Source organism: Limisphaerales bacterium, assembly GCA_014382585.1.
Classification (GTDB): Bacteria; Verrucomicrobiota; Verrucomicrobiia; order Limisphaerales; family UBA1100; genus JACNJL01.
Window position 1 is genome coordinate 38,463 of sequence record JACNJL010000041.1, and the last position, 19,635, is coordinate 58,097.

Consider the following 19,635-nt stretch of genomic DNA (forward strand, 5'->3'; position numbering starts at 1 on the left):
TCATTCTCGGGTTGAACATCCTCGCCGCGGGCGCAGGAATTTTCTTTGGAATCACAGTTTCTGGCAAAACCGGGAAACTCGTGGAAGATGCCGCCACGGCCAAGGGGGAAGCCAGCCAGGCCAAGGGGAAGCTCACCCAACTGGAAACTGAAAAAGCTGATCTTGTTCAAAAATTCGCCGCTGCCGATAGTGAAAAGAAATCCATCAAAGCTCAGTACGATCAATTGACTGGGAATGCCAGCGGTAAAGATGCTCAACTCGCAACTCTCCAACAGGAGAACAGCACCCTGAAAGCAAATGCAACAAGCTGGGCAACGGAGCGCCAGAATCTTCAAGCCAAGGCTAACGAGGCTGGAACATACAAAACCCAACTCGCAAGTGCTGAAGCGCAGGTGGCATCTCTAACCACCGAATTGAACAAACTCAAAAACCCTCCCGCAGCCGTCAAACCGGTGGCACCTAAGGTGGACAGCGGGGGCAAGGTCGGCAAAATCGCAAATGTGGACCCAAAGACTGGGTCAATAATTTTAAACCGCGGATCCGCTCATGGATTTAAAATCGGTGATCAATTCAATATATTTCGAAATAACACGCTAATTGGCCGGATTAAAGTAACCCGATTGAGCAGCACAAACACGGGATTATCAATCGCCCAGCGGGAAGAGGGTCTCGGCGTTCCGACTGGCGCGCAGTTTCAAGTGAATGACGATTTGATCAAGTTTCAATAACCATGAAGAAATCAGCCACCATCATATTGGTCGTTTTGCTCATGGGCTCTGTTGCCGCCAGCGTGTATCTGCTCCTCGATCAAAAAACAAAACAGGAACTGATCGCCAGCAAAGATGCCTCAATTGCCGGACGCGATCAATCAATCGCTGATATCACGGGTAAGTACAAAGAGCTCACCAACTCACTTACTCAAGCAACTCAGGCAGTTGCAAAAAATGAAAAGAACTACAGCGCCCTGAAATCCAAAAACGAACTTCTCCTAGTAAAAATCACCTCTGCAGAATCAAAGTTAACGACCCAGGCTGATGGATTGAACGAGGCCAACGAAAAGCTGCAGGAAGAGTTAACCGCACTAAAATCTGAGGCTACGACAAACGCAACTCAACGGGCCGCTTTGGAAGCAGAAAATTCATCCCTCAAAGTTCAGGTGACCGACCACCTCAAGCAACTCCAAAACCAGAGCAATGCCCTCGCAAAAGCAGAGGCCGATTTGAAGCCTTTCGAGGAATTAGGGAAAACCCCGGACGAAATTACACGGGGCCTCATGAAGCGGCCGGTGAGCATTTCCCAGCCCCTGCCACCTCGCCCCGCCAGCCAGGCAGGCAAAATCACCCAGCCTATTCGTCCCCCTAAACCCGCACCGGATCCGGCGCCTGAAACCGCACCCGCTCCTGCCCCGCCCGCGCCCCCTATTCTGCAGAAACAACCATGAAAAAAAACATCTCCACTTTTATGTTCGCCGGCCTATTATTCATAGCCGGTTTGATAATGCTCACCACCGGTGGTTGCGGGTCTATGTCTCCCAATGATTCTGACCGGCCATGGAGCGAGACTCGCGGCTTTCAAAATCAAGGTGGCTCGCGCCTCGACCGTTAATTTTCGGCTCCAGCTGTAAGCCAGCGCCCGGGGGTCACCACGCTGTCAAGTTTCACATCGTGCAACTCGCATGGCACGGCATCAATGAGTTGATGGTCGAAGCCTACCCCTATTTTGTGTCCTGCAATATCGATCAGCCAACGATCATAGAATCCTCGTCCGCGACCCAGTCGGCGGCAATTTTCGTCAAAGGCGACCCCAGGCAAAATCACCAGCGCAATTTCGCCCGCCAATATTTCAGTTGCGTCAGAAGGCGGTTCGAGGATTCCAAACTTTCCGGGAATCAACTCCCTTTTCGACGCAACCTGAGCTGCTACGTATAAACGGTTGGCTTGGTATCGCGGGAAACAAAATCGTTTCTCATCGGTCATCAACGGCGATACATCCAACTCATCCGGCAACGGTGCATAAATGAGAATTGTGTCGGCAGAACGAAACTCCTTTGAGTCGCGCAACCGGTTACAAGCCGCCGCCGAGGCTGCCGTGCGTTCTTCAGGGCGGATTCGGATGGCGCTCATTTCAGCGCGTACAGCGGATTTGCGCTCTTTAATCTCCATGCTACTTTTTAGCTTTAGATTGCAATGAGCGCCAGTGCAACACTCGGGCTTTGATTTTTTGCTCCACACCTTCTTCGGTCGGATTGTAAAAAGTGCGGTCCACCCCCAGATAATCCTGAGCCACAAAATGGCCGTCGTAGTCGTGTGCGTATTTGTAATTGTCACCATTGCCAAGCTGTTCTGCGCCTTTGTAATGCGAATCGCGGAGATGTTTTGGGACTGGAACAGTGCGGCCATTTTTCACTACCTCCAACGCGGCATCAATGGCGACATATGAGCTGTTGCTTTTGTGGGCGGTGGCGAGATACACGGCGGCCTCGGCAAGGGGAATGCGCGCTTCGGGCCAACCAACAAATTCTGAGGCCGTGTGCGCTGAAGTGGCCAGCACCAAAGCCATCGGATCCGCGAGGCCAATGTCTTCGGCGGCACTGATCATCAATCGCCGTGAAATAAAGCGCGGGTCCTCACCTGCGTGGATCATTTTTGCGAGCCAATACAGCGCCGCATCAGGATCGCTGCCGCGGATACTTTTAATGAAGGCCGAGATAGTATCGTAATGCTGGTCACCATCAGCGTCGTAAACCACGGATTTTTTTTGGATGCATTCCTCGGCCACGGCGAGCGTAAGGTGGATCGCGCCGTCTTTGCCCGGTGGCGTGGTGAGCGCGGCAATCTCCAACGAGTTGAGCGCCTTGCGCGCATCGCCATCGGAAATTATCGAGAGATGATCGAGTGCTTCGGCATCCACATTCATTTTAATGTGACCCACGCCGCGCTCTTTGTCGACCAAGGCACGATCGAGCAACGTGCGGATGTCAGTTTGGTTGAGCGGTTGCAGCTCGAAGATCTGCGAGCGCGACACGAGCGGGGAGTTGACGAAGAAAAACGGGTTGTGCGTGGTCGCGCCAATCAATTTCACCGTGCCACCTTCCACATCCGGTAGCAGCACGTCTTGTTGTGCTTTATTGAAGCGATGGATTTCATCGATGAACAGCACGGTGGCGCGGCCTGTGTTTTCGAGCCGATTGGCTGCGCCGGAAAGCACGCGGCGCATTTCGGCCACATTACTTTCTACGCCGCTGAGTCGTTCAAATTTACTTTCCGTGCGGTTGGCAATAATTTGCGCGAGGGTGGTTTTGCCGGTACCGGGTGGGCCGTAAAAAATCAGCGATTGGATCCGGTCCGCCTCAATGGCTCGGCGCAAGAGCATGCCGCTTTTGAGGATGTGCTGTTGCCCGGCGTATTCATCGAGCGTACGCGGGCGCATTCGTGCAGCGAGAGGCGCCTGCCGGTTGCCCGCCGCGCGATCGGCTTTTGGCCCATCGTGCTCCTCCGGTGCATTGAATAAATCCTGTCCCGCCACGAGCGAATGGTGGCACAGTCCCAAAAAATACCCAACCCAAACCGCGCAAACTGGCCCAAGGAACGATGATTCCTAGGTGGGACCCAATCGATGCCTTAAGACTTCCAGTCAAGGCCTGACGGCCAGCATCGAAGGCAAGGCCCCATTTTATTTTGATTACCTTCCGGGGCGATAAACGTTGCGCGGCCCGGGTGGGCTGAGGTCAATTTAGCCCAAAAGAATGTTTTCCTCAAGTTGCATTGCTTGCGCCGCCACAAAACTTGTTGCATCCTCCGGGCATGCAACGTGTACTTTTTTTACTTGCCGCCATCGCCGCTGTTTCCAACACCGTTTCCGCCGCGGCCAAGCCGCCCAATATCGTGTTTATCATTTCTGATGATCAAACCTGGACGGACTACAGTTTTATGGGGCACAAAATAATTGAGACCCCGAAAATCGATCGGCTTGCCGCGCAAAGCCTCACCTTTACGCACGGTTATGTGCCGAGCAGTTTGTGCTGCCCTTCATTGGCCACGATGATCACGGGGCTTTATCCGCACCAAACACGCATCACCGGCAACGAACCGCCCATCCCCGTTGGCGGAAAACGTACGCCCGAATACGCGCGGCGTTTTGCGGAACACGTGGCACTCATTGACGCTGTGCCGACGCTCCCGCGAATGCTCGCCCAGCGCGGCTATGTAAGTCATCAAAGCGGCAAGTGGTGGCACGGCAATTTTAAACGCGGCGGCTTTACCCACGGTATGACTCACGGCGACCCCAAGCGCGGAGGCCGGCATGGTGATGTGGGGCTCAAAATCGGGCGCCAGGGCATGAAGCCCATTTTTGATTTTGTGAAACAGGCGAACGACAAACCGTTTTTTATTTGGTACGCGCCCTTCCTGCCACACACGCCTCACACGCCACCCAAGCGGTTGTTCGACAAGTATGCAGCGAAGGTCGATTCGCCGCACGTCGCCCGCTATTTTGCGATGGTGGAATGGTTCGACGAAACGGTGGGCGAGCTCGTGAACCACATCGATAAGCACGCGCCGGATACGATCATCATTTATGTGACCGACAACGGATGGATTCAGGAACCCGGCAATCGGGGTTATGCCCTCAAAAGCAAACGCTCCCAGTACGATGGCGGCACCCGCACGCCCATTATGGTGCGTTGGCCGGGCAAGGTGAAGCCGGGCGCATCAACGACTCCTGTTTCCAGTATCGACATCGCGCCGACGGTCCTCAAGGCAGTTGGTTTGAAACCGACCAAAGATATGCACGGGCTGGATTTACTGGTTACCGATGCCGTGAACGCACGCAAATTTCTTTACGGAGAAATTTTCTTGCATAACGCGGTGAACCTGAGCAAGCCCGCCACAAATTTGACCTATCGCTGGGGCATCCAAGACGGCTGGAAACTCATTCTTCCGCATAAAGAGAATGTCACCACTCGCGCTGCTAAAGGAGCCAATGGTACCGGCCAAATTGAATTGTATCATTTGACAAAGGATCCCTTCGAGACCAAGAACCTCGCCGCGACGAATGCGGAAAGGGTCGCGCAACTCCGAAAACAAATAAATGCCGCCTGGCCAGCCAAGTAAGGCCATCCCAAACCGCGGTTACCCCAACTTCTGACGCCAATTTTCGGCTGCATGCCGACATGACATCGAGGCTCGCAGTCGAGGGTAGGGCGGGGTGTCCCATCCCGCCTATTTGTCGCGGCGGGGGAAGAGGGCTTCGGGTTGGCCGGTTTGGTGGCCCTCGGGGAGTTCGCCCCAGTTGGATTCGGCGATGTTTTGCAAGTGGGTGGGGAGATTGAGTTGCTCGCGGATGCGTTGGCTGGTGGTGGGGAGGTAGGGCTGGAGCCAGAGGGCGAGGTGGCGGCACCCTTCGGCGAGGTTGTAGAGGACTTGGCCGAGGCGTTCGGCATGGGCTTCGTCTTTGGCCAGCTTGAAGGGGGCGGTTTCGTCGACGTATTGGTTCAGGCGGGCGACAAAGGTCCAGATGGTCTGGAGGCCCGCCTGGAGTTGGTTGGCTTTTAAATCGGAGATGAGCTGGTCGCGGGTGGCGTTGGCCTCGGCGGCAAGGTCGTCGTGGGGTGGCGGCACGATGCCTTCGCGGTAGCGGGAGAGCATGGAGAGTGAGCGGTTGACGAGGTTACCCAATCCATTGGCCAGCTCGGCGTGATAACGGCTGGCGAAGCTTTCGTCGGTCCAATTTCCATCAGGACCAATGGCGAGTTCGCGCACGACATAGTAGCGAAAGGCATCCAACCCCCAATTGTCGATGACGGCTACGGGGTCTACGACGTTGCCGATGCTTTTGCTCATCTTCTGATTATCCTTTTGCCACCAGCCGTGCACGAGCACTTGCTTGGGCAACGCGAGCCCGGCGGCTTTGAGCATGATGGGCCAGTAGACGGCGTGGAACTTGAGGATGTCTTTGCCGATGACGTGGATGTCAGCGGGCCAAAGGGCAGATTCGTCGCCGCGCGCGCGTGGGATGCTGAGGTAATTGGTGAGCGCATCGAACCACACGTAGGTGACGTAATCCGGATCGAAGGGCAGGGGGATACCCCATTCGAGGCGCTCTTTGGGGCGACTGATGCAAAGATCCTCGAGGGTGTTGTTTTTGAGGAATCCGAGCACCTCGTTGCGGCGATAATCGGGTGCGATAAATTCAGGGTTAGCCTCAATGTAATCGATGAGCCATTGCTGGTGTCGGCCGAGCTTGAAGTAATAGTTCTTCTCTCGCAGTTCCTGCACTTCGCCATAGAGCGGATCAAAATGACCATCGGCGTCACGATCTTTGTCGGTTAAAAAACTTTCCTGCTTGGCTGAGTAGAAGCCGACATATTCATCCTGGTAAAATTCGTCCGCGTCATAAAGCTGCTGCAATATTTCGCAAACAACGGTTTGATGACGCGCGTCGGTGGTGCGGACGAAATCATTGTTTGAGATACCCAGTTTTTTGACAAACGCCTGCCAGTCGTCAGCTAGTTCGTCGGTGTAAGTTTGCGTATCCTTACCGGCAGCTTCGGCAGCTTGCTGAACTTTCTGGCCATGCTCATCGAGGCCGGTGAGGTAAAATGCCTCTTCGCCAAGGCAGCGTCGTGTGCGCGCGATGACATCGGTGATTACCTTTTCGTAGGCATGCCCAAGATGCGGTTGGCCATTCACGTAATCAATGGCGGTGGTGATGTAGAATTGCTTGCTCAACGGGCGGCCTGTTGTAGCTGAGACAAGCGTAACACGCAAGACAGCACTATTTTATCGCTATTTGACCACAAATTTGGCAAGGAATGCCGATGCGATTTTTGGGGTTAATGGTGTTGGCGTCTTGGGCACTTGGTTTAACCACGCTGTCCGCGGCGCAAAAGAAGCGCACAAAATGGGACGAAATGGACATCGGCCCATTTCAGGCTTATGGTTTGGAGACTCAACTGAATGGCAAACTTTGGCGTCCGGCGCTCAAGGGGCTCAACATCAAGCTCGGCCCGAATGCCTCAGTTTGTTTCGACACCGAACGCCTGCGAATGGCTGCGGGGTGGACTGGCGGGTTTCTCGATCTCCCCACCGGTCGTGACGGTTTGGAAGGCGTGCCGAAAATTAACGGAGAACTGGCATTCCACACGCCGATGACGCCCGGTTGGGCTGGGCCCAAAGGCGAATGGGTCGAACCCACGCCACCCACCATCAATGGCAAGGACGTCTATTCAATGGGACCACTTCCGCGTCAATGGGCAAAATGGCGGGGGCATTACACGCATGGTGACCAGGTTGTTTTGTCTTATAGTGTTGGGGCATCGGGCGTGCTCGAGGTTCCCGGCTTTGCCAATGGAATTTTCACACGTCAATTTGAAATCACTCGCAGCCCGGCTAAAAGCCCAATGAGCCTGATGCTCTGCAAGCTGAGCGACGCCATTGGCTCGGTGAATGGCAATGTGGCCACGCTTGAAAAAGAGGGGGTCGTCACCGCCGTGGCAGTGATGGGTACGGGCGTGGAACTAAAAATTAAAAATGCCCGAATCATCGCTGAAGTTAAATCGCTCCTCCCCACCAATCATTTTAAAATTGGCATCTGGCACGGCCCAAAAGCGGGCCTCAATAAATTAATAAATTTCTCGAAACAACCCATCAATGCCGTGTCGCTCAGCAAACTCATCACTGGGGGGGAATCAAATTGGAACCAACCTGTCACCACAGTCGGTCGGCTGGGAGTGTTGCCGGGGGCATACGCGGTTGACACAATTACCGTGCCCGAGAAAAACCCTTGGAACTCGTGGATCCGCTGCAGCGGATTTGATTTTTTTAAGGACGGCACAACCGCTGCGGTGTGTTCCGTAACCGGGGATGTCTGGGTCGTGAGCGGAATCAACCAGACACTCAAAAAGCTGGAATGGCGCCGATATGCCACAGGATTGTTTCAGCCGCTTGGTCTCAAAATCGTGGACGAACAAATTTACGTACTTGGCCGGGATCAAATCACGCGCTTTCACGATTTAAACAAGGATGGTGAAGCGGATTTTTATGAAAATTTTAACAACGACATTTCCATCAGCAACCATTATCACGAGTTTTGCCTGAACCTCAGCACCGACCCCGCGGGTAATTTTTATTTCATTAAAGGGGGCAACCTCCGCCAAGCCACCGTGCCGCATCACGGCTGCCTTGTGAAAGTTAGTAAAGACGGCAGCCAGCTTGAAATTGTGGCTACTGGCCATCGCGCCCCAAATGGAATGAGTGTGGGGCCCAAAGGCGAGCTGACTAGTTCCGATAATGAAGGCAATTGGGTGCCTGCCTCCCGAGTGAATCTCGTGAAGCCCGGTGGCTTTTATGGGCACGTTCACACGGCGCATCATGAAAAAGCGCCAACCGATTACGATAAGCCGCTTTTCTGGCTTCCGCACCAAGTGGATAATTCCAGCGGTGGCCAAATCTGGATTGCCAGTGAAAAATGGGGCCCCTTTGAAGGCGACTTGCTGCATCTTTCCTACGGAAAAAGCAGTCTTTTTAAAGTAATGAAAGAAGAGATCAACGGCCAATGGCAAGGGGGGGCAGTTCGCTTCCCGTTAAGTTTTGATTCCGGCATCATGCGCGGCCGCTTCAATAATCACGATGGTCAGCTATATGTGGTTGGCTTGCGTGTGTGGCAGAGCAATGGCGCAAGGTTTGGTGCTTTCCATCGCGTCCGCTACACCGGCAAACCGGTCCACATGCCCACCTCAATCAAGGTTCAAAAGAACCAACTTGCGGTGACCTTCACCAATCCACTCGACGCAGCCACCGCCGTAGATGATCAAAACTGGGCAATTGACCAATGGAATTACCAGTGGACCGGCGCTTATGGATCCAAAATGTATTCCATCAAAGATCCGACCAAAGTGGTGGGCGACAAAAAACAAGGCGAGTTTGGAGGGGACACCATCCCTATCGAGAGCATTAAGCTTTCCGGTGACAAAAAAACGGTGTTCATTCAAATCGGCGGCCTCAAACCTGTCATGCAGTCCCGCATTCGTTTCAACATTAAGGCGGCCGATGGCACGTTTTTGAAACAGGAACTTTTCCACACCATCAACCGGGTCCCTTCGAAGTAATGAGTGAGCCTTCACCTCTCACTGGCCGGAAAATCCGCCAGGATTTCCTGGATTTTTTCAAAGCCAAACAGCACACCCTCGTGCCTTCCGCGAGCCTGATGCCCGATGCACCTAATCTGCTTTTCACAAATGCAGGTATGAACCAGTTTGTGCCGATTTTTCTCGGCGAACATAATTGCCCGTACACGCCCGGCCGCGCCGCTGACACCCAAAAGTGTATCCGCGCCGGCGGCAAACACAACGACCTTGAAGACGTCGGGATGGATACATATCACCACACGTTTTTTGAGATGCTCGGCAACTGGTCCTTCGGCGATTATTTCAAAAAAGAAGCCACCCAGTGGTCTTGGGAATTACTCACCGAAACGTGGGGGTTTCCTAAAGAGCGGCTGTACGCCACCGTTTACCAACCCGGCGAGGGCGACCCCGGCGAATTTGATCAAGAGGCACACGATTATTGGGCCGAAATTTTTTCCGACGCCGGTCTTGACCCCGCCGTGCACATTGTCAACGGCAACAAAAAAGACAATTTTTGGATGATGGGCGACACCGGTCCGTGTGGCCCGTGCAGTGAACTGCATATTGACCTCACCCCAAAGGGAGACACCAAGGGCAGCCTTGTCAATGCCGACAGTGGTCAATGCATCGAAATCTGGAATCTGGTATTCATTCAATATAACGCCAATGCAGACGGCACATTTCCACCGCTTGCAGCCCGACACGTGGACACCGGCATGGGCTTCGAACGCGTCGCGGCCATCATCCAAACGACGAGTAATTTCACTAATTTCAACAAACCGGTTTCCAATTACGACACGGATGTTTTTAGCCCGATCTTTGCCGAATTGGAAAAGCTCAGTGGCCACCTATACACTGCCACGCTCCCCGTCCCGGGCCAGACGGAGTTGAGCGAACAGGAGAAAATCGATATCGCGTTTCGCGTGATTGGCGACCACATTCGGACGCTCAGCTTCTCCATTGCTGACGGAATTCTCCCCGGCAACAACGACCGTAACTATGTCCTTCGCCGTATCCTTCGTCGTGCAGTTCGTTACGGCCGCACGCTTGGTTTCAATCAACCTTTTTTCTACCAGCTCGTGGATGTGCTCGTTGAGTCTATGGGCGATATTTTCCCGGAACTCCGAAAACGTAGAGAGACCATTCAGCAAGTTATTCGCACCGAAGAAGAATCATTTAACAAAACCCTCGACCGAGGCCTTGAACTGTTCCGCAATGAGGTAATAAGCCTCGATAACACAAAAAAGCTCACTGGTGATTTTGCCTTTAAGCTGTACGATACTTACGGATTTCCGCGGGACCTCACAGAGCTCATGGCGCGCGAAGCCGGGCTCACGGTGGATCCCATTGGATTTGACGCGTTAATGGAGCAACAACGTGATCGCGCGCGGGCGGCTCAAAAAAAGTCAATCATCAGCGTCAGCAACATTTCCCCGGATACGTTCACAAAATTTGTTGGTTTCGATCAACTCACTTCTAGCGCGACGGTTTTGGGGGTCGTCGAGGAAAAAACCCGATCCGCTATCATCTTTGACCGCTCGCCATTTTACGCCGAAATGGGAGGCCAAGTCGGGGACACAGGATCTCTTTCCGTTAACGGAAAAACCTGGGACATCACGGAAACCCAGAAAACTGGCGATGCTTTTTTGCATTTCATAAAAGGAAACGGAGCGCCCGAGACGGGCACCACAGGTCAACTTCAGGTTGATCAGGCCCGCCGTGCCGCCATTCAACGCCATCACACCGCCACCCATCTTTTCCACTGGGCACTCCACGAAATTACCAGCAGCGACGCGTCCCAAAAAGGTTCGTACGTTGGCCCAGATAAGTTAACCTTTGATTTCAACAGCCAAGCCCTCACCCCGCAACAACTGATCGACATTGAGCAACTGGTCAATGAACGCATCATTGAAAACTCAACGGTGAGCTGGACGGAAACCTCCCACGCCGATGTCGCCAATCGAACGGATATCCTTCAATTCTTTGGGGATAAATACGGCGACACAGTTCGAGTGGTGCAAATCGGCGGAGAGGCAAATACGCTTGACGGGTTTTCAATGGAGCTCTGCGGCGGCACACATACAAACGCCACGGGCCAAATTGGCCTCTTTCGAATCACTGGCGAGTCGGCCATCGCTGCCGGCGTTCGCCGCGTTGAAGCTGCGGCCGGGTTTGTCGCTGCCGAACAGGCACGCAACGATGCCGACCGCCTCCTCGCCTTAGCCGAATCTCTCAATTCCCCAATTAAGGACATTGAAAAAAAACTGGGGCAAATATTGGAGCAATCCAAGCAACTCCAGAAACAAATGAAAACCCTCCAGCAAAGCCGCGCGGCCGACATCGCCAAAGGACTACTCGGGCAGGCGACCCGCGCAGGGAATATAAACTGCATCACTGCACATCTCGGTGAGTCCGACGGTAATTTTGCTCAAGCTGTGGCGGATGCGCTCAAGGGCCAATTTGAAGGTGTGGTGGTTTTGGGTGCGACCAGCAACGGCAACGTCGTGCTGGTGGCTACCGTTTCCGATTCGCTTACCGACCAGACTCAAGCGGGCAAATTGATTCAAGCCATCGCCCCCATCGTAGGCGGCAAAGGCGGGGGCAAGCCCACACAAGCACGCGGCGGCGGCAACGATGCCGGCAAACTTGACGAAGCCTTGGCCAAAGTGCTCAATATTTTAGTCCATTAAAATGCCCGGAAGGAAAACTACCGTAAAACAGAATAGGGCGCCCAAATCGCCCTTTGATTCCATCGAATCAGTCATCACCGACATTCGACGCGGCAAAATGGTGATTGTGGTGGATGATGAGGACCGCGAAAACGAGGGCGACCTCATCATGGCCGGCGAACACGCCAACGCCAAGGCCATCAATTTTATGGCCAAATACGGGCGCGGCCTCATTTGTGTGCCCACCTCCGGTGATCGATTGCGTCAGCTCGGTATCGAGCGAATGGTGCCGAGTAATCAGGAAACGTTCAAAACAGATTTTCAAGTCAGCGTCGATGCGGCAACCGGAATCACTACCGGCATTAGTGCCAAAGATCGCGCCCGCACCATTCAGGTCATGTCCGATCCCACTGCCTTGCCTGAGGCGCTTGCCCAACCCGGGCATATTTTCCCGTTGCGTGCTTGCCCCGGCGGCGTCCTCCAGCGAGCCGGCCACACTGAAGCGGCGGTGGATCTTGCCAAACTTGCAGAATGCCGCCCCATCGGAATCATCTGCGAAATCATGAATGACAACGGCACGATGGCCCGGCTGCCACATCTCAAGCGTTTTGCCAAAAAACATGGGCTCAAAATTTGCAGCATTGAAGCCCTCATCAAACATCGCCGCGAGCGGGAAAAGCTCATTGAGAAAATCGAGGTCGTGGAAATGCCCACCGAATTTGGTGACTTCAAATTGCATTTGTATCGCAGCGCATTGGACGACCAACATCATTTGGCGCTCGTCATGGGCGAGGTGGACTCAGTGGAAAATGTAATGGTTCGAGTTCATAGCGAATGCCTCACCGGTGACGTATTTGGCAGTATGCGCTGCGATTGCGGTCCGCAACTAAATCATGCCATGCAACAAATTGCCGATGTCGGCGCAGGCGTCATCGTCTACATGCGGCAGGAAGGGCGGGGTATTGGGCTGGCACCCAAAATGCACGCCTATAAATTACAGGAAAAAGGGTTGGACACCGTGGAGGCCAATCAGCAACTCGGTTACGCGATGGACTTGCGCGAGTATGGTTTGGGCGCCCAGATTTTGGTAGACCTTGGCGTGCGACACATTAGGCTACTCACCAACAATCCCAAAAAAGTCGTGGGCCTCGAAGGATACGGCCTCGACATCACCGAACAACTGCCCATCCGCGTGCCGCCCAACAAACATAACAAAAAATACCTCGCCACCAAGCGCACCAAAATGGGCCACAAAATTTAGCGATGCTCAAACCCACACAACGCAAACCTGCTAAAAGCGCAGCCAAACAATCCACCCGCATCGCCATCGTAGCCTCGGCGTACAATGCAGAATTTGTCGATGGAATGATTGATGGCGCTCTGGAGGTGTTATCTGGCAAAGTGGAGTTGATCCGTGTCCCGGGTGCGTTTGAAATCCCAATCGCGGCAGCAGCCTTGGGGCGACGCAAACGGCTACGGCCGGCGGCAGTCATTTGCCTTGGCGTCATTTTGCGCGGCCAAACAACGCACGCGGAAAATGTGGGGCAAGCAGTAACCCAACAACTCGCAGAGCTGGCGGTGGAGACGGGCATCCCAATGGTTCATGAAGTACTTTTGCTAGAAAATAAGACTCAAGCCAAAGCCCGCTGCCTCGCCCCAAAAACCAATCGCGGAACCGAAGCAGCTTTCACCGCATTAGAAATGGCGCAGTTAATGGCTGAAATTAGCTAAAAAAAGCCTTTTACGGCCAATTCGCAATCTAAACGCTGCCTTGTGAATTGTTTCACAAAGGGCTTGATTGAGGCTTAAGCCGGTGCTAATTTCCCGCGCGAAGGGAGTGAGGTCAGCGTTTCCGGGGGTTCCAACCACTATTCCGGCGCTTTTCCATTTCACTTTCCGCTAATGGCTACCGAAAAACACAACCCTTGGCTGCACCGATTATCTGTGTTCGCCGCAGCGTGCACGCTCCTCCTGATTGGCTTGGGGGCGATTGTCACCAGTAAAGAAGCAGGGATGGCCGTCCCTGATTGGCCACAGACGCTGGGGCACAATATGTTTCTCGTTCCATTCAATCTTTGGGTGGGTGTCTCGGGTATTTTCGAAGAACACGCACATCGGCTCTTTGCTTCGTTCGTCGGATTACTCACCACTATTTTGGCGGTTTGGTTGTGGTTGCGCGATGACCGTAAATGGGTCCGTCGTCTTGGTGTATTTGCATTTTTTCTCGTAGTGGGGCAGGGCGTCATGGGCGGTTTGCGGGTCACTGAAATGAATCAAAATTTTGGGATTGTTCACGGCATAACGGCTCAAATTTTCTTGCTGATGATGCTTTGCCTCGCATTGGCAACAAGTCGTTGGTGGATGCGAACTCCTTCTGCTGGAAACGATGAGCAACGAGCACCTCGCGTAGTGCGAATGCATTTCATTATGGCGTCAGTTTTGATTTTCCTCCAGTTAGCCTTGGGCGCCACAATGCGACATCAACACGCAGGGTTATCAGCTTGGGATTTCCCAAAAGCACACGGACAATGGTGGCCCGCCACGGATACGGAATCGATTGCCCGCTATAACGCCGAACGCACCACGCTGAACAATCAATTGCACCACGAAGGTCAGCAGGTTTTCCTGATGACGGGCCGCGATATTCTTCCATTTCATCTGACCCTGCAAATGGTGCATCGCGTGCTGGCGGTGTTAATCATAGCATTGGTCATCGGCACACTTATGGTGGCGCGAAAACGATTGGGCGCAGCACATTCGCTGAGTCGGCTCAGCCTCGTATGGTTTGGATTAATTGCAGTCCAAGTAGCGCTCGGGATTTTAACGGTGATCAAATATAAACCGGCCGATATCGCAACGTTGCACGTGGTGTGTGGCGCGCTCGCTTTAGGCGTGGGAGCAATGGGCACATTCATTTCACAGCGCAAACACCTCCCCTCACTCATTAAGGAAGCCGCGCCTGAAAATAGTGCCGATGAAGCGAACATAGAGGCAGTCGTTTGATGAAAGGGAACGAATCCATTGCTCAATCAGGGTCGGGCGTCTTGCGCGCGCAGTGGGCGGTGTGGTCCGAGTTGGTCAAACTGCGCCTCACCACGATGGTGCTAATCACTGCGGCGATGGGATTTCACCTCGCCTCGCCCGCAGCCGCGCCGATGAATTGGGCCTTATTATTTCATGCATTGCTGGGCACGGGTTTGGTGGCGTGTGGGGCGGCGGTTTTGAATCAATATCTTGAAAAAGAATTTGATGCCAAAATGCCCCGCACAGCAGAACGCCCGATTCCCTCCGGTCGCATTCGGCCGGAGACAGCGTTGCTCGCAGGCGGCGCGATGGGCGCAGGCGGATTGGTTTATCTAGCCATTCTCGTCAATCCCCTCACCAGCGTGATTGGGGCGGTGACACTCGTTTCCTACATCGCGGTGTACACGCCGCTCAAGCGCGTGACCTCACTCAACACCCTCATCGGCGCTGTGCCCGGCGCATTGCCGCCGCTCATGGGGTGGACTGCCGCGCGAACGAACGCCACAGGAATTGCTCCCGAAGCATGGTCGTTGGTGGCGATTTTGTTCTTTTGGCAACTCCCACATTTTCTGGCTATCGCCTGGATGTACCGTGAAGACTACGAGGGGGCGGGATTTCGTATGATTTCAGAGGGATCACAGGGCCGCGAACACACAGGCCGGTTTGCGGTGATCAGCTGCTTGGCGTTGTTACCCGCAGCCTTGTCGCCGTTTTTCCTAACCATTTCAGGCTCAATGTATCTTGGAGGGGCATTGGCAATGAGCCTCGGTTTCGCATGGCTGAGTTTGCAATTTTCACGCGAAATGACTTTGGAATCCGCCAAGCGTTTGTTTTACTATTCGCTCCTTTACCTGCCGCTGTTGCTGGGGTTGATGGTTTGTGATCGCGCGACCTGAATGAATTTTAGATTTTAATAATGGAAACAACGACCCAACCCGAGACGGAACAGGACGAGCATGGTGATGATCACGGTCACGGCCACGCCGAGCAGAGCTTTCTCACCAAATACATTTTCTCGACTGATCACAAAGTGATCGGCATCCAGTACGGCGTCGGGTCGCTAGTGTTTTTATTAATGGGCTTTATTCTCATTATGGGGATGCGCTGGCAGATGGCAAAACCGGATACACCGGTGCCGGTGCTCGGGCCAATTCTTGAGAAAGTTTACGCCCACGAAATCGCATTGGATGGCGAGGGCAAGACGGTTCCAATTTTCAAGGACGGCAAAATCACCGCAAGCGGGTACAATCAATTCGGCGCGATGCACGGGACGATCATGGTGTTTCTTGCAATTGTGCCGCTTGGCTTTGCGGCGTTTGGCAACTACGTGGTGCCCCTGCAAATCGGTGCACCGGACATGTGTTTCCCGCGGATGAACATGGCCAGTTTCTGGGCATTCTTCGCTGGCTGTACCGTGATGACTGTTAGTTTCTTTATTCCGGGCGGAGCTGCGCAGGCAGGGTGGACTTCGTATTCGCCGTTAGCCTCGGTGATCCCCACTGATGGCCAAAGTTATTGGCTCGTGGGAATGGTGCTTCTGATCACCTCTTCACTGCTGGGTGCGGTGAATTTTATCGCCACCATCATTCAATTACGCGCACCGGGGATGACTTGGTTTCGTCTGCCATTTTTTGTGTGGGCGCAGTTTGTAACCGCGTTCCTACTATTGCTCGCGTTCCCGCCACTCGAAGCCGCGGGCATTATGCAGCTAATGGATCGCGTTTGTGACACGAGCTTCTTCCTGCCCTCCGGCGTGTTCGCGGCCGGCACAGAGCCCATGAGTGTCAGCGGCGGCGGCAGCCCCTTGCTGTGGCAGCATTTGTTTTGGTTTCTCGGCCACCCCGAAGTGTACGTGCTCCTTCTGCCGGCCATCGGCATGGTAACGGAAATCGTCTCCAATAACACGCGCCGTCCTATTTGGGGCTACAAACTAATGGTCGGCGGCGTGCTGGTATTGGGCTTTTTGTCCTTCATTGTTTGGGCGCACCACATGTACCTCACGGGCATGAGTAGCAAAATCGCCACATTTTTCCAGACAACCACAATGATTATTTCGATACCGTCGGTGATTCTATTGACGTGTCTGTTTATGAGTTTGTGGCGAGGGGCAATACGATTTAACACGCCCTCAATGTTCGCTTTAGCTTTTCTGCCAATGTTTGGCATTGGGGGTCTCACCGGTTTGCCCCTGGGCTTTAACTTCACCGATTTGCACTTACACGATTCCTATTACGTGATTGCACACTTCCATTATGTGGTGGCCCCGGGGACAATTTTCGCACTGTTCGCCGGCCTTTATTACTGGTTCCCGAAAATGACCGGGCGGCGCATGAGCGAGTACTGGGGTAAAGTCCATTTCTGGGGTTCGCTGATTTTTATGAACATCATTTTTATGCCGATGTTCATCCAGGGCTTTGCCGGAATGAGCCGCCGCATGAGTGATGGCGGCGCAACCTATTCCATGATCAACAACCCGGACATCACCTCCGGCGCGCTCACTGATTCGGTTATGAACATGAACTCACTCATCACTATGGGCGCCTTTGGCATGGGGCTCGTGCAGGTTGTGTTTATCGTGAACTTCTTCTGGAGTATTCGTAATGGTGAGAAAGTTAACAGCGACAACCCGTGGAGAGCCACCACGCTGGAATGGCAAACCCCCACGCCCCCACCACACGGCAATTTCCTAACCGAACCGAAAGTCTATCACGGCCCCTATGAATACAGTAATCCGGACGTGGACAATGGTGAAGATTTCCTCACTCAAAATGACCCGCATCAATCCGCAAGCGAAGATACCAGAGAGGCTCAAGCCTAACCCAATTTACTGACCCAATGGAAATCCCATATTACGACAAAGAACGACCCGACACCGGCCTGTACAATGGCAAGGCGGGGATTTGGCTTTTTCTCGCTTCGGAAGTAATGCTCTTCGGCGCGCTGTTTTCTGCTTACGTGCTACTGCGCGTTGGCGCCGAGCCCGGCACCTGGAGCATGGGGTTGATGAATCAATGGGTCGGCGCATTCAACACGCTCATCCTCATCGCCTCCTCCGCAACCATTGTGATGGCGTGGGTTTGCCTGAAACTCAACGACTGGAAAGGGTTTCGCAAATGGAAATGGGCCACCGTCGTTTTTGCCTTCATTTTTCTCGCAGTCAAATGGAGCTACGAATGGCCCGCTAAATTCACCCACTATGATGTGACCTTTGCCACCAACGAATCGGCCAAGAAAGTTTTTTCCGACGTCCTCGGAGAATCCTTTGAGGAACAGCAACAAGGCATTTGGGAAGATCGTTATGACCCCACTAAAGAAAATGCGGACTTAGTGGAATTGAAAGACCGGCCGCTCGATGGGCACATCGTGGCCTATATCGACTCCAATAATATTGAGCATTCAATTGACGAGGCGTGGGGGATCCCTTTTTGGAGCCACGCCTTCGCGTGGCGACATGACCGGAAAAATATTGAAAAAGAAAAAGACAAAAGCATCCGATATGACCAAGACGGCCGGCCGGTTTACAAGCAAGGCCATTATCGGGACACTTTTCGTGACAAGGACATCCAAGCAATTATCCTCGTTCCGGCTCACGGAACATGGGACCGCAAACCTTCAGAAGACAAACACGCGAGCCGCGCCACAGTTAAATATGCTGAAGCAACACACGATGGCAATCATGCGCACAGCGACACGCATGGACACCACCGCATCACCATCGCCCGAGAAGATATCAGCCGGCTTTCAAGCTATGAACCCGCGCACAGTACATTTTTTGCTACTTACTACACCCTCACCGGACTGCACGCGCTACACGTGTTAGGCGGCATTCTCGTAATGCTGTATCATCTTCTCCCCGTGAGTCGACGCGTTTACGAAAAAAACCCTGTGCAATTCACAAACCGTATTGAGATCACTGGCCTGTTCTGGCATTTCGTCGACCTGGTCTGGATCTTCCTGTTCCCCATACTCTATTTATTTTAACCAGCTTATGTCAGACGACCATTCACCCGAGTATTATAAAAAGAAATTCATCCCACTCATTTACTTGGTGGGCGGCATCCTCATTGCCGGTACGATCGTCACCTTTGCCGCAGATTTGATGGGAGTGTTCAAGAATTTCACTCACGCCATGATTTTTGCCCTCACCGTGGCCATTGTGAAAGCCAGCGCGGTCATTTATATTTTCATGCATCTGAAATGGGACATCAACCTGAAAACCATCTCACTAACACTAGCTTGCACGATGATATTCCTCATCGGCATGATGGTCCTTACCGTGGGCAGTGAGATTGACGCAAACAAACCCGGCCATGCTGAAAACACGTGGAATCACGTCAACACACCAGAACCGACGGCGATACCCAAAGATACCCAATAATCAATAATGTCACTTAAAGCATTCCATTTAATTTTTGTAATCGCATCTATCTTTCTCGGTCTGGGTGTAGGTGGTTGGGGAGTACACGAATACCAGTCTTCCGGAGAAATGGCACCATTGGTTATCGGTCTCGCTTTTTTTGCCATGGGAATCGGGTTATTCTTTTATGGTCGGCAAATGCTTAAAAAAACCAAGGACATTGGGTATTTGACGTTGGCAGGAATATTCTTTCTCGAACAAAACGCTAATGCCTGTGCTGCATGTTTTGGCGAATCAGATGCCCCGATGGCTGAAGGCATGAATGCCGGCATTTTCACCCTTCTGATTGTGGTGGGTGGTACGCTGACTGGCATCGCCGGTTTTTTTATTTTCATCATTCGCCGCAGCATGCAGTTAGCCAATTCAAATCTCGAAGAAGATTCCTCAACCATTTAATTTTT

General features: G+C 53.1%; 16 protein-coding genes and 1 pseudogene. 14 read left to right on the forward strand and 3 right to left on the reverse strand.

The features are described 5' to 3' along the window. Positions 1-11: 11 nt before the first annotated feature. A complete protein-coding gene (locus tag H8E27_08755; GenBank protein ID MBC8325702.1) occupies positions 12-728 on the forward strand; it encodes a hypothetical protein in 717 nt (238 codons plus the stop codon). A 2-nt stretch (positions 729-730) separates the two neighbouring features. Further along, positions 731-1,441: a hypothetical protein gene (locus H8E27_08760; protein MBC8325703.1), complete on the forward strand. Its 711-nt coding sequence runs from the start codon at positions 731-733 to the stop codon at positions 1,439-1,441. Positions 1,442-1,601: 160 nt separating this feature from the next. Here H8E27_08760 and H8E27_08765 read toward each other — a convergent pair whose 3' ends face one another. Together H8E27_08765 and H8E27_08770 are read right to left on the reverse strand one after the other, a co-directional pair. Continuing rightward, on the reverse strand, positions 1,602-2,162 hold the full coding sequence (locus H8E27_08765) for a 5-formyltetrahydrofolate cyclo-ligase (protein MBC8325704.1): 561 nt from the start codon (positions 2,160-2,162) through the stop codon (positions 1,602-1,604). Position 2,163: 1 nt separating this feature from the next. Beyond that, positions 2,164-3,429: a replication-associated recombination protein A gene (locus H8E27_08770; GenBank protein MBC8325705.1), complete on the reverse strand. Its 1,266-nt coding sequence runs from the start codon at positions 3,427-3,429 to the stop codon at positions 2,164-2,166. Positions 3,430-3,803: 374 nt separating this feature from the next. On the opposite strand from H8E27_08770, the gene H8E27_08775 reads away from it, so the two are divergent. Then, the gene (locus tag H8E27_08775; protein ID MBC8325706.1) at positions 3,804-5,111 is read left to right on the forward strand and encodes a sulfatase-like hydrolase/transferase; all 1,308 of its coding nucleotides are present in this window, start codon (positions 3,804-3,806) and stop codon (positions 5,109-5,111) included. Between the two features lie 108 nt (positions 5,112-5,219). Here H8E27_08775 and metG read toward each other — a convergent pair whose 3' ends face one another. Further along, positions 5,220-6,728: a methionine--tRNA ligase gene (gene metG, locus H8E27_08780; GenBank protein ID MBC8325707.1), complete on the reverse strand. Its 1,509-nt coding sequence runs from the start codon at positions 6,726-6,728 to the stop codon at positions 5,220-5,222. Between the two features lie 83 nt (positions 6,729-6,811). On the opposite strand from metG, the gene H8E27_08785 reads away from it, so the two are divergent. From H8E27_08785 to H8E27_08835, 11 genes and pseudogenes are all read left to right on the forward strand, one after another. Then, positions 6,812-9,106 (forward strand): hypothetical protein, encoded by a 2,295-nt coding sequence (locus H8E27_08785; protein ID MBC8325708.1) that lies wholly within the window; start codon positions 6,812-6,814, stop codon positions 9,104-9,106. Beyond that, positions 9,106-11,814, forward strand: a complete 2,709-nt coding sequence (gene alaS / locus H8E27_08790; protein ID MBC8325709.1) for an alanine--tRNA ligase — start codon at positions 9,106-9,108, stop codon at positions 11,812-11,814. The genes H8E27_08785 and alaS overlap by 1 nt, the downstream gene beginning before the upstream one ends. Position 11,815: 1 nt before the next feature. Next, positions 11,816-13,054: a bifunctional 3,4-dihydroxy-2-butanone-4-phosphate synthase/GTP cyclohydrolase II gene (locus H8E27_08795; protein MBC8325710.1), complete on the forward strand. Its 1,239-nt coding sequence runs from the start codon at positions 11,816-11,818 to the stop codon at positions 13,052-13,054. A 2-nt stretch (positions 13,055-13,056) separates the two neighbouring features. Then, entirely contained in the window at positions 13,057-13,524 is a 468-nt protein-coding gene (ribH, locus tag H8E27_08800) for a 6,7-dimethyl-8-ribityllumazine synthase (GenBank protein ID MBC8325711.1), read from the forward strand. 171 nt (positions 13,525-13,695) lie between these two features. Next, positions 13,696-14,796 carry a COX15/CtaA family protein gene (locus H8E27_08805; protein ID MBC8325712.1) on the forward strand — a complete coding sequence of 367 codons (1,101 nt, stop codon included), beginning with the start codon at positions 13,696-13,698 and terminating at the stop codon, positions 14,794-14,796. Then, the gene (cyoE, locus tag H8E27_08810) at positions 14,796-15,713 is read left to right on the forward strand and encodes a protoheme IX farnesyltransferase (GenBank protein ID MBC8325713.1); all 918 of its coding nucleotides are present in this window, start codon (positions 14,796-14,798) and stop codon (positions 15,711-15,713) included. The genes H8E27_08805 and cyoE overlap by 1 nt, the downstream gene beginning before the upstream one ends. A 20-nt stretch (positions 15,714-15,733) precedes the next feature. Beyond that, the gene (locus H8E27_08815) at positions 15,734-17,635 is read left to right on the forward strand and encodes a cbb3-type cytochrome c oxidase subunit I (protein MBC8325714.1); all 1,902 of its coding nucleotides are present in this window, start codon (positions 15,734-15,736) and stop codon (positions 17,633-17,635) included. A gap of 17 nt (positions 17,636-17,652) precedes the next feature. Next, positions 17,653-18,021: pseudogene (locus H8E27_08820) on the forward strand (cytochrome c oxidase subunit 3). Positions 18,022-18,204: 183 nt separating this feature from the next. Then, positions 18,205-18,798, forward strand: a complete 594-nt coding sequence (locus H8E27_08825; GenBank protein MBC8325715.1) for a cytochrome c oxidase subunit 3 — start codon at positions 18,205-18,207, stop codon at positions 18,796-18,798. Positions 18,799-18,805: 7 nt separating this feature from the next. Beyond that, positions 18,806-19,195 (forward strand): cytochrome C oxidase subunit IV family protein, encoded by a 390-nt coding sequence (locus H8E27_08830; protein ID MBC8325716.1) that lies wholly within the window; start codon positions 18,806-18,808, stop codon positions 19,193-19,195. Between the two features lie 6 nt (positions 19,196-19,201). Further along, positions 19,202-19,630 (forward strand): hypothetical protein, encoded by a 429-nt coding sequence (locus H8E27_08835; GenBank protein MBC8325717.1) that lies wholly within the window; start codon positions 19,202-19,204, stop codon positions 19,628-19,630. Positions 19,631-19,635: the final 5 nt, after the last annotated feature.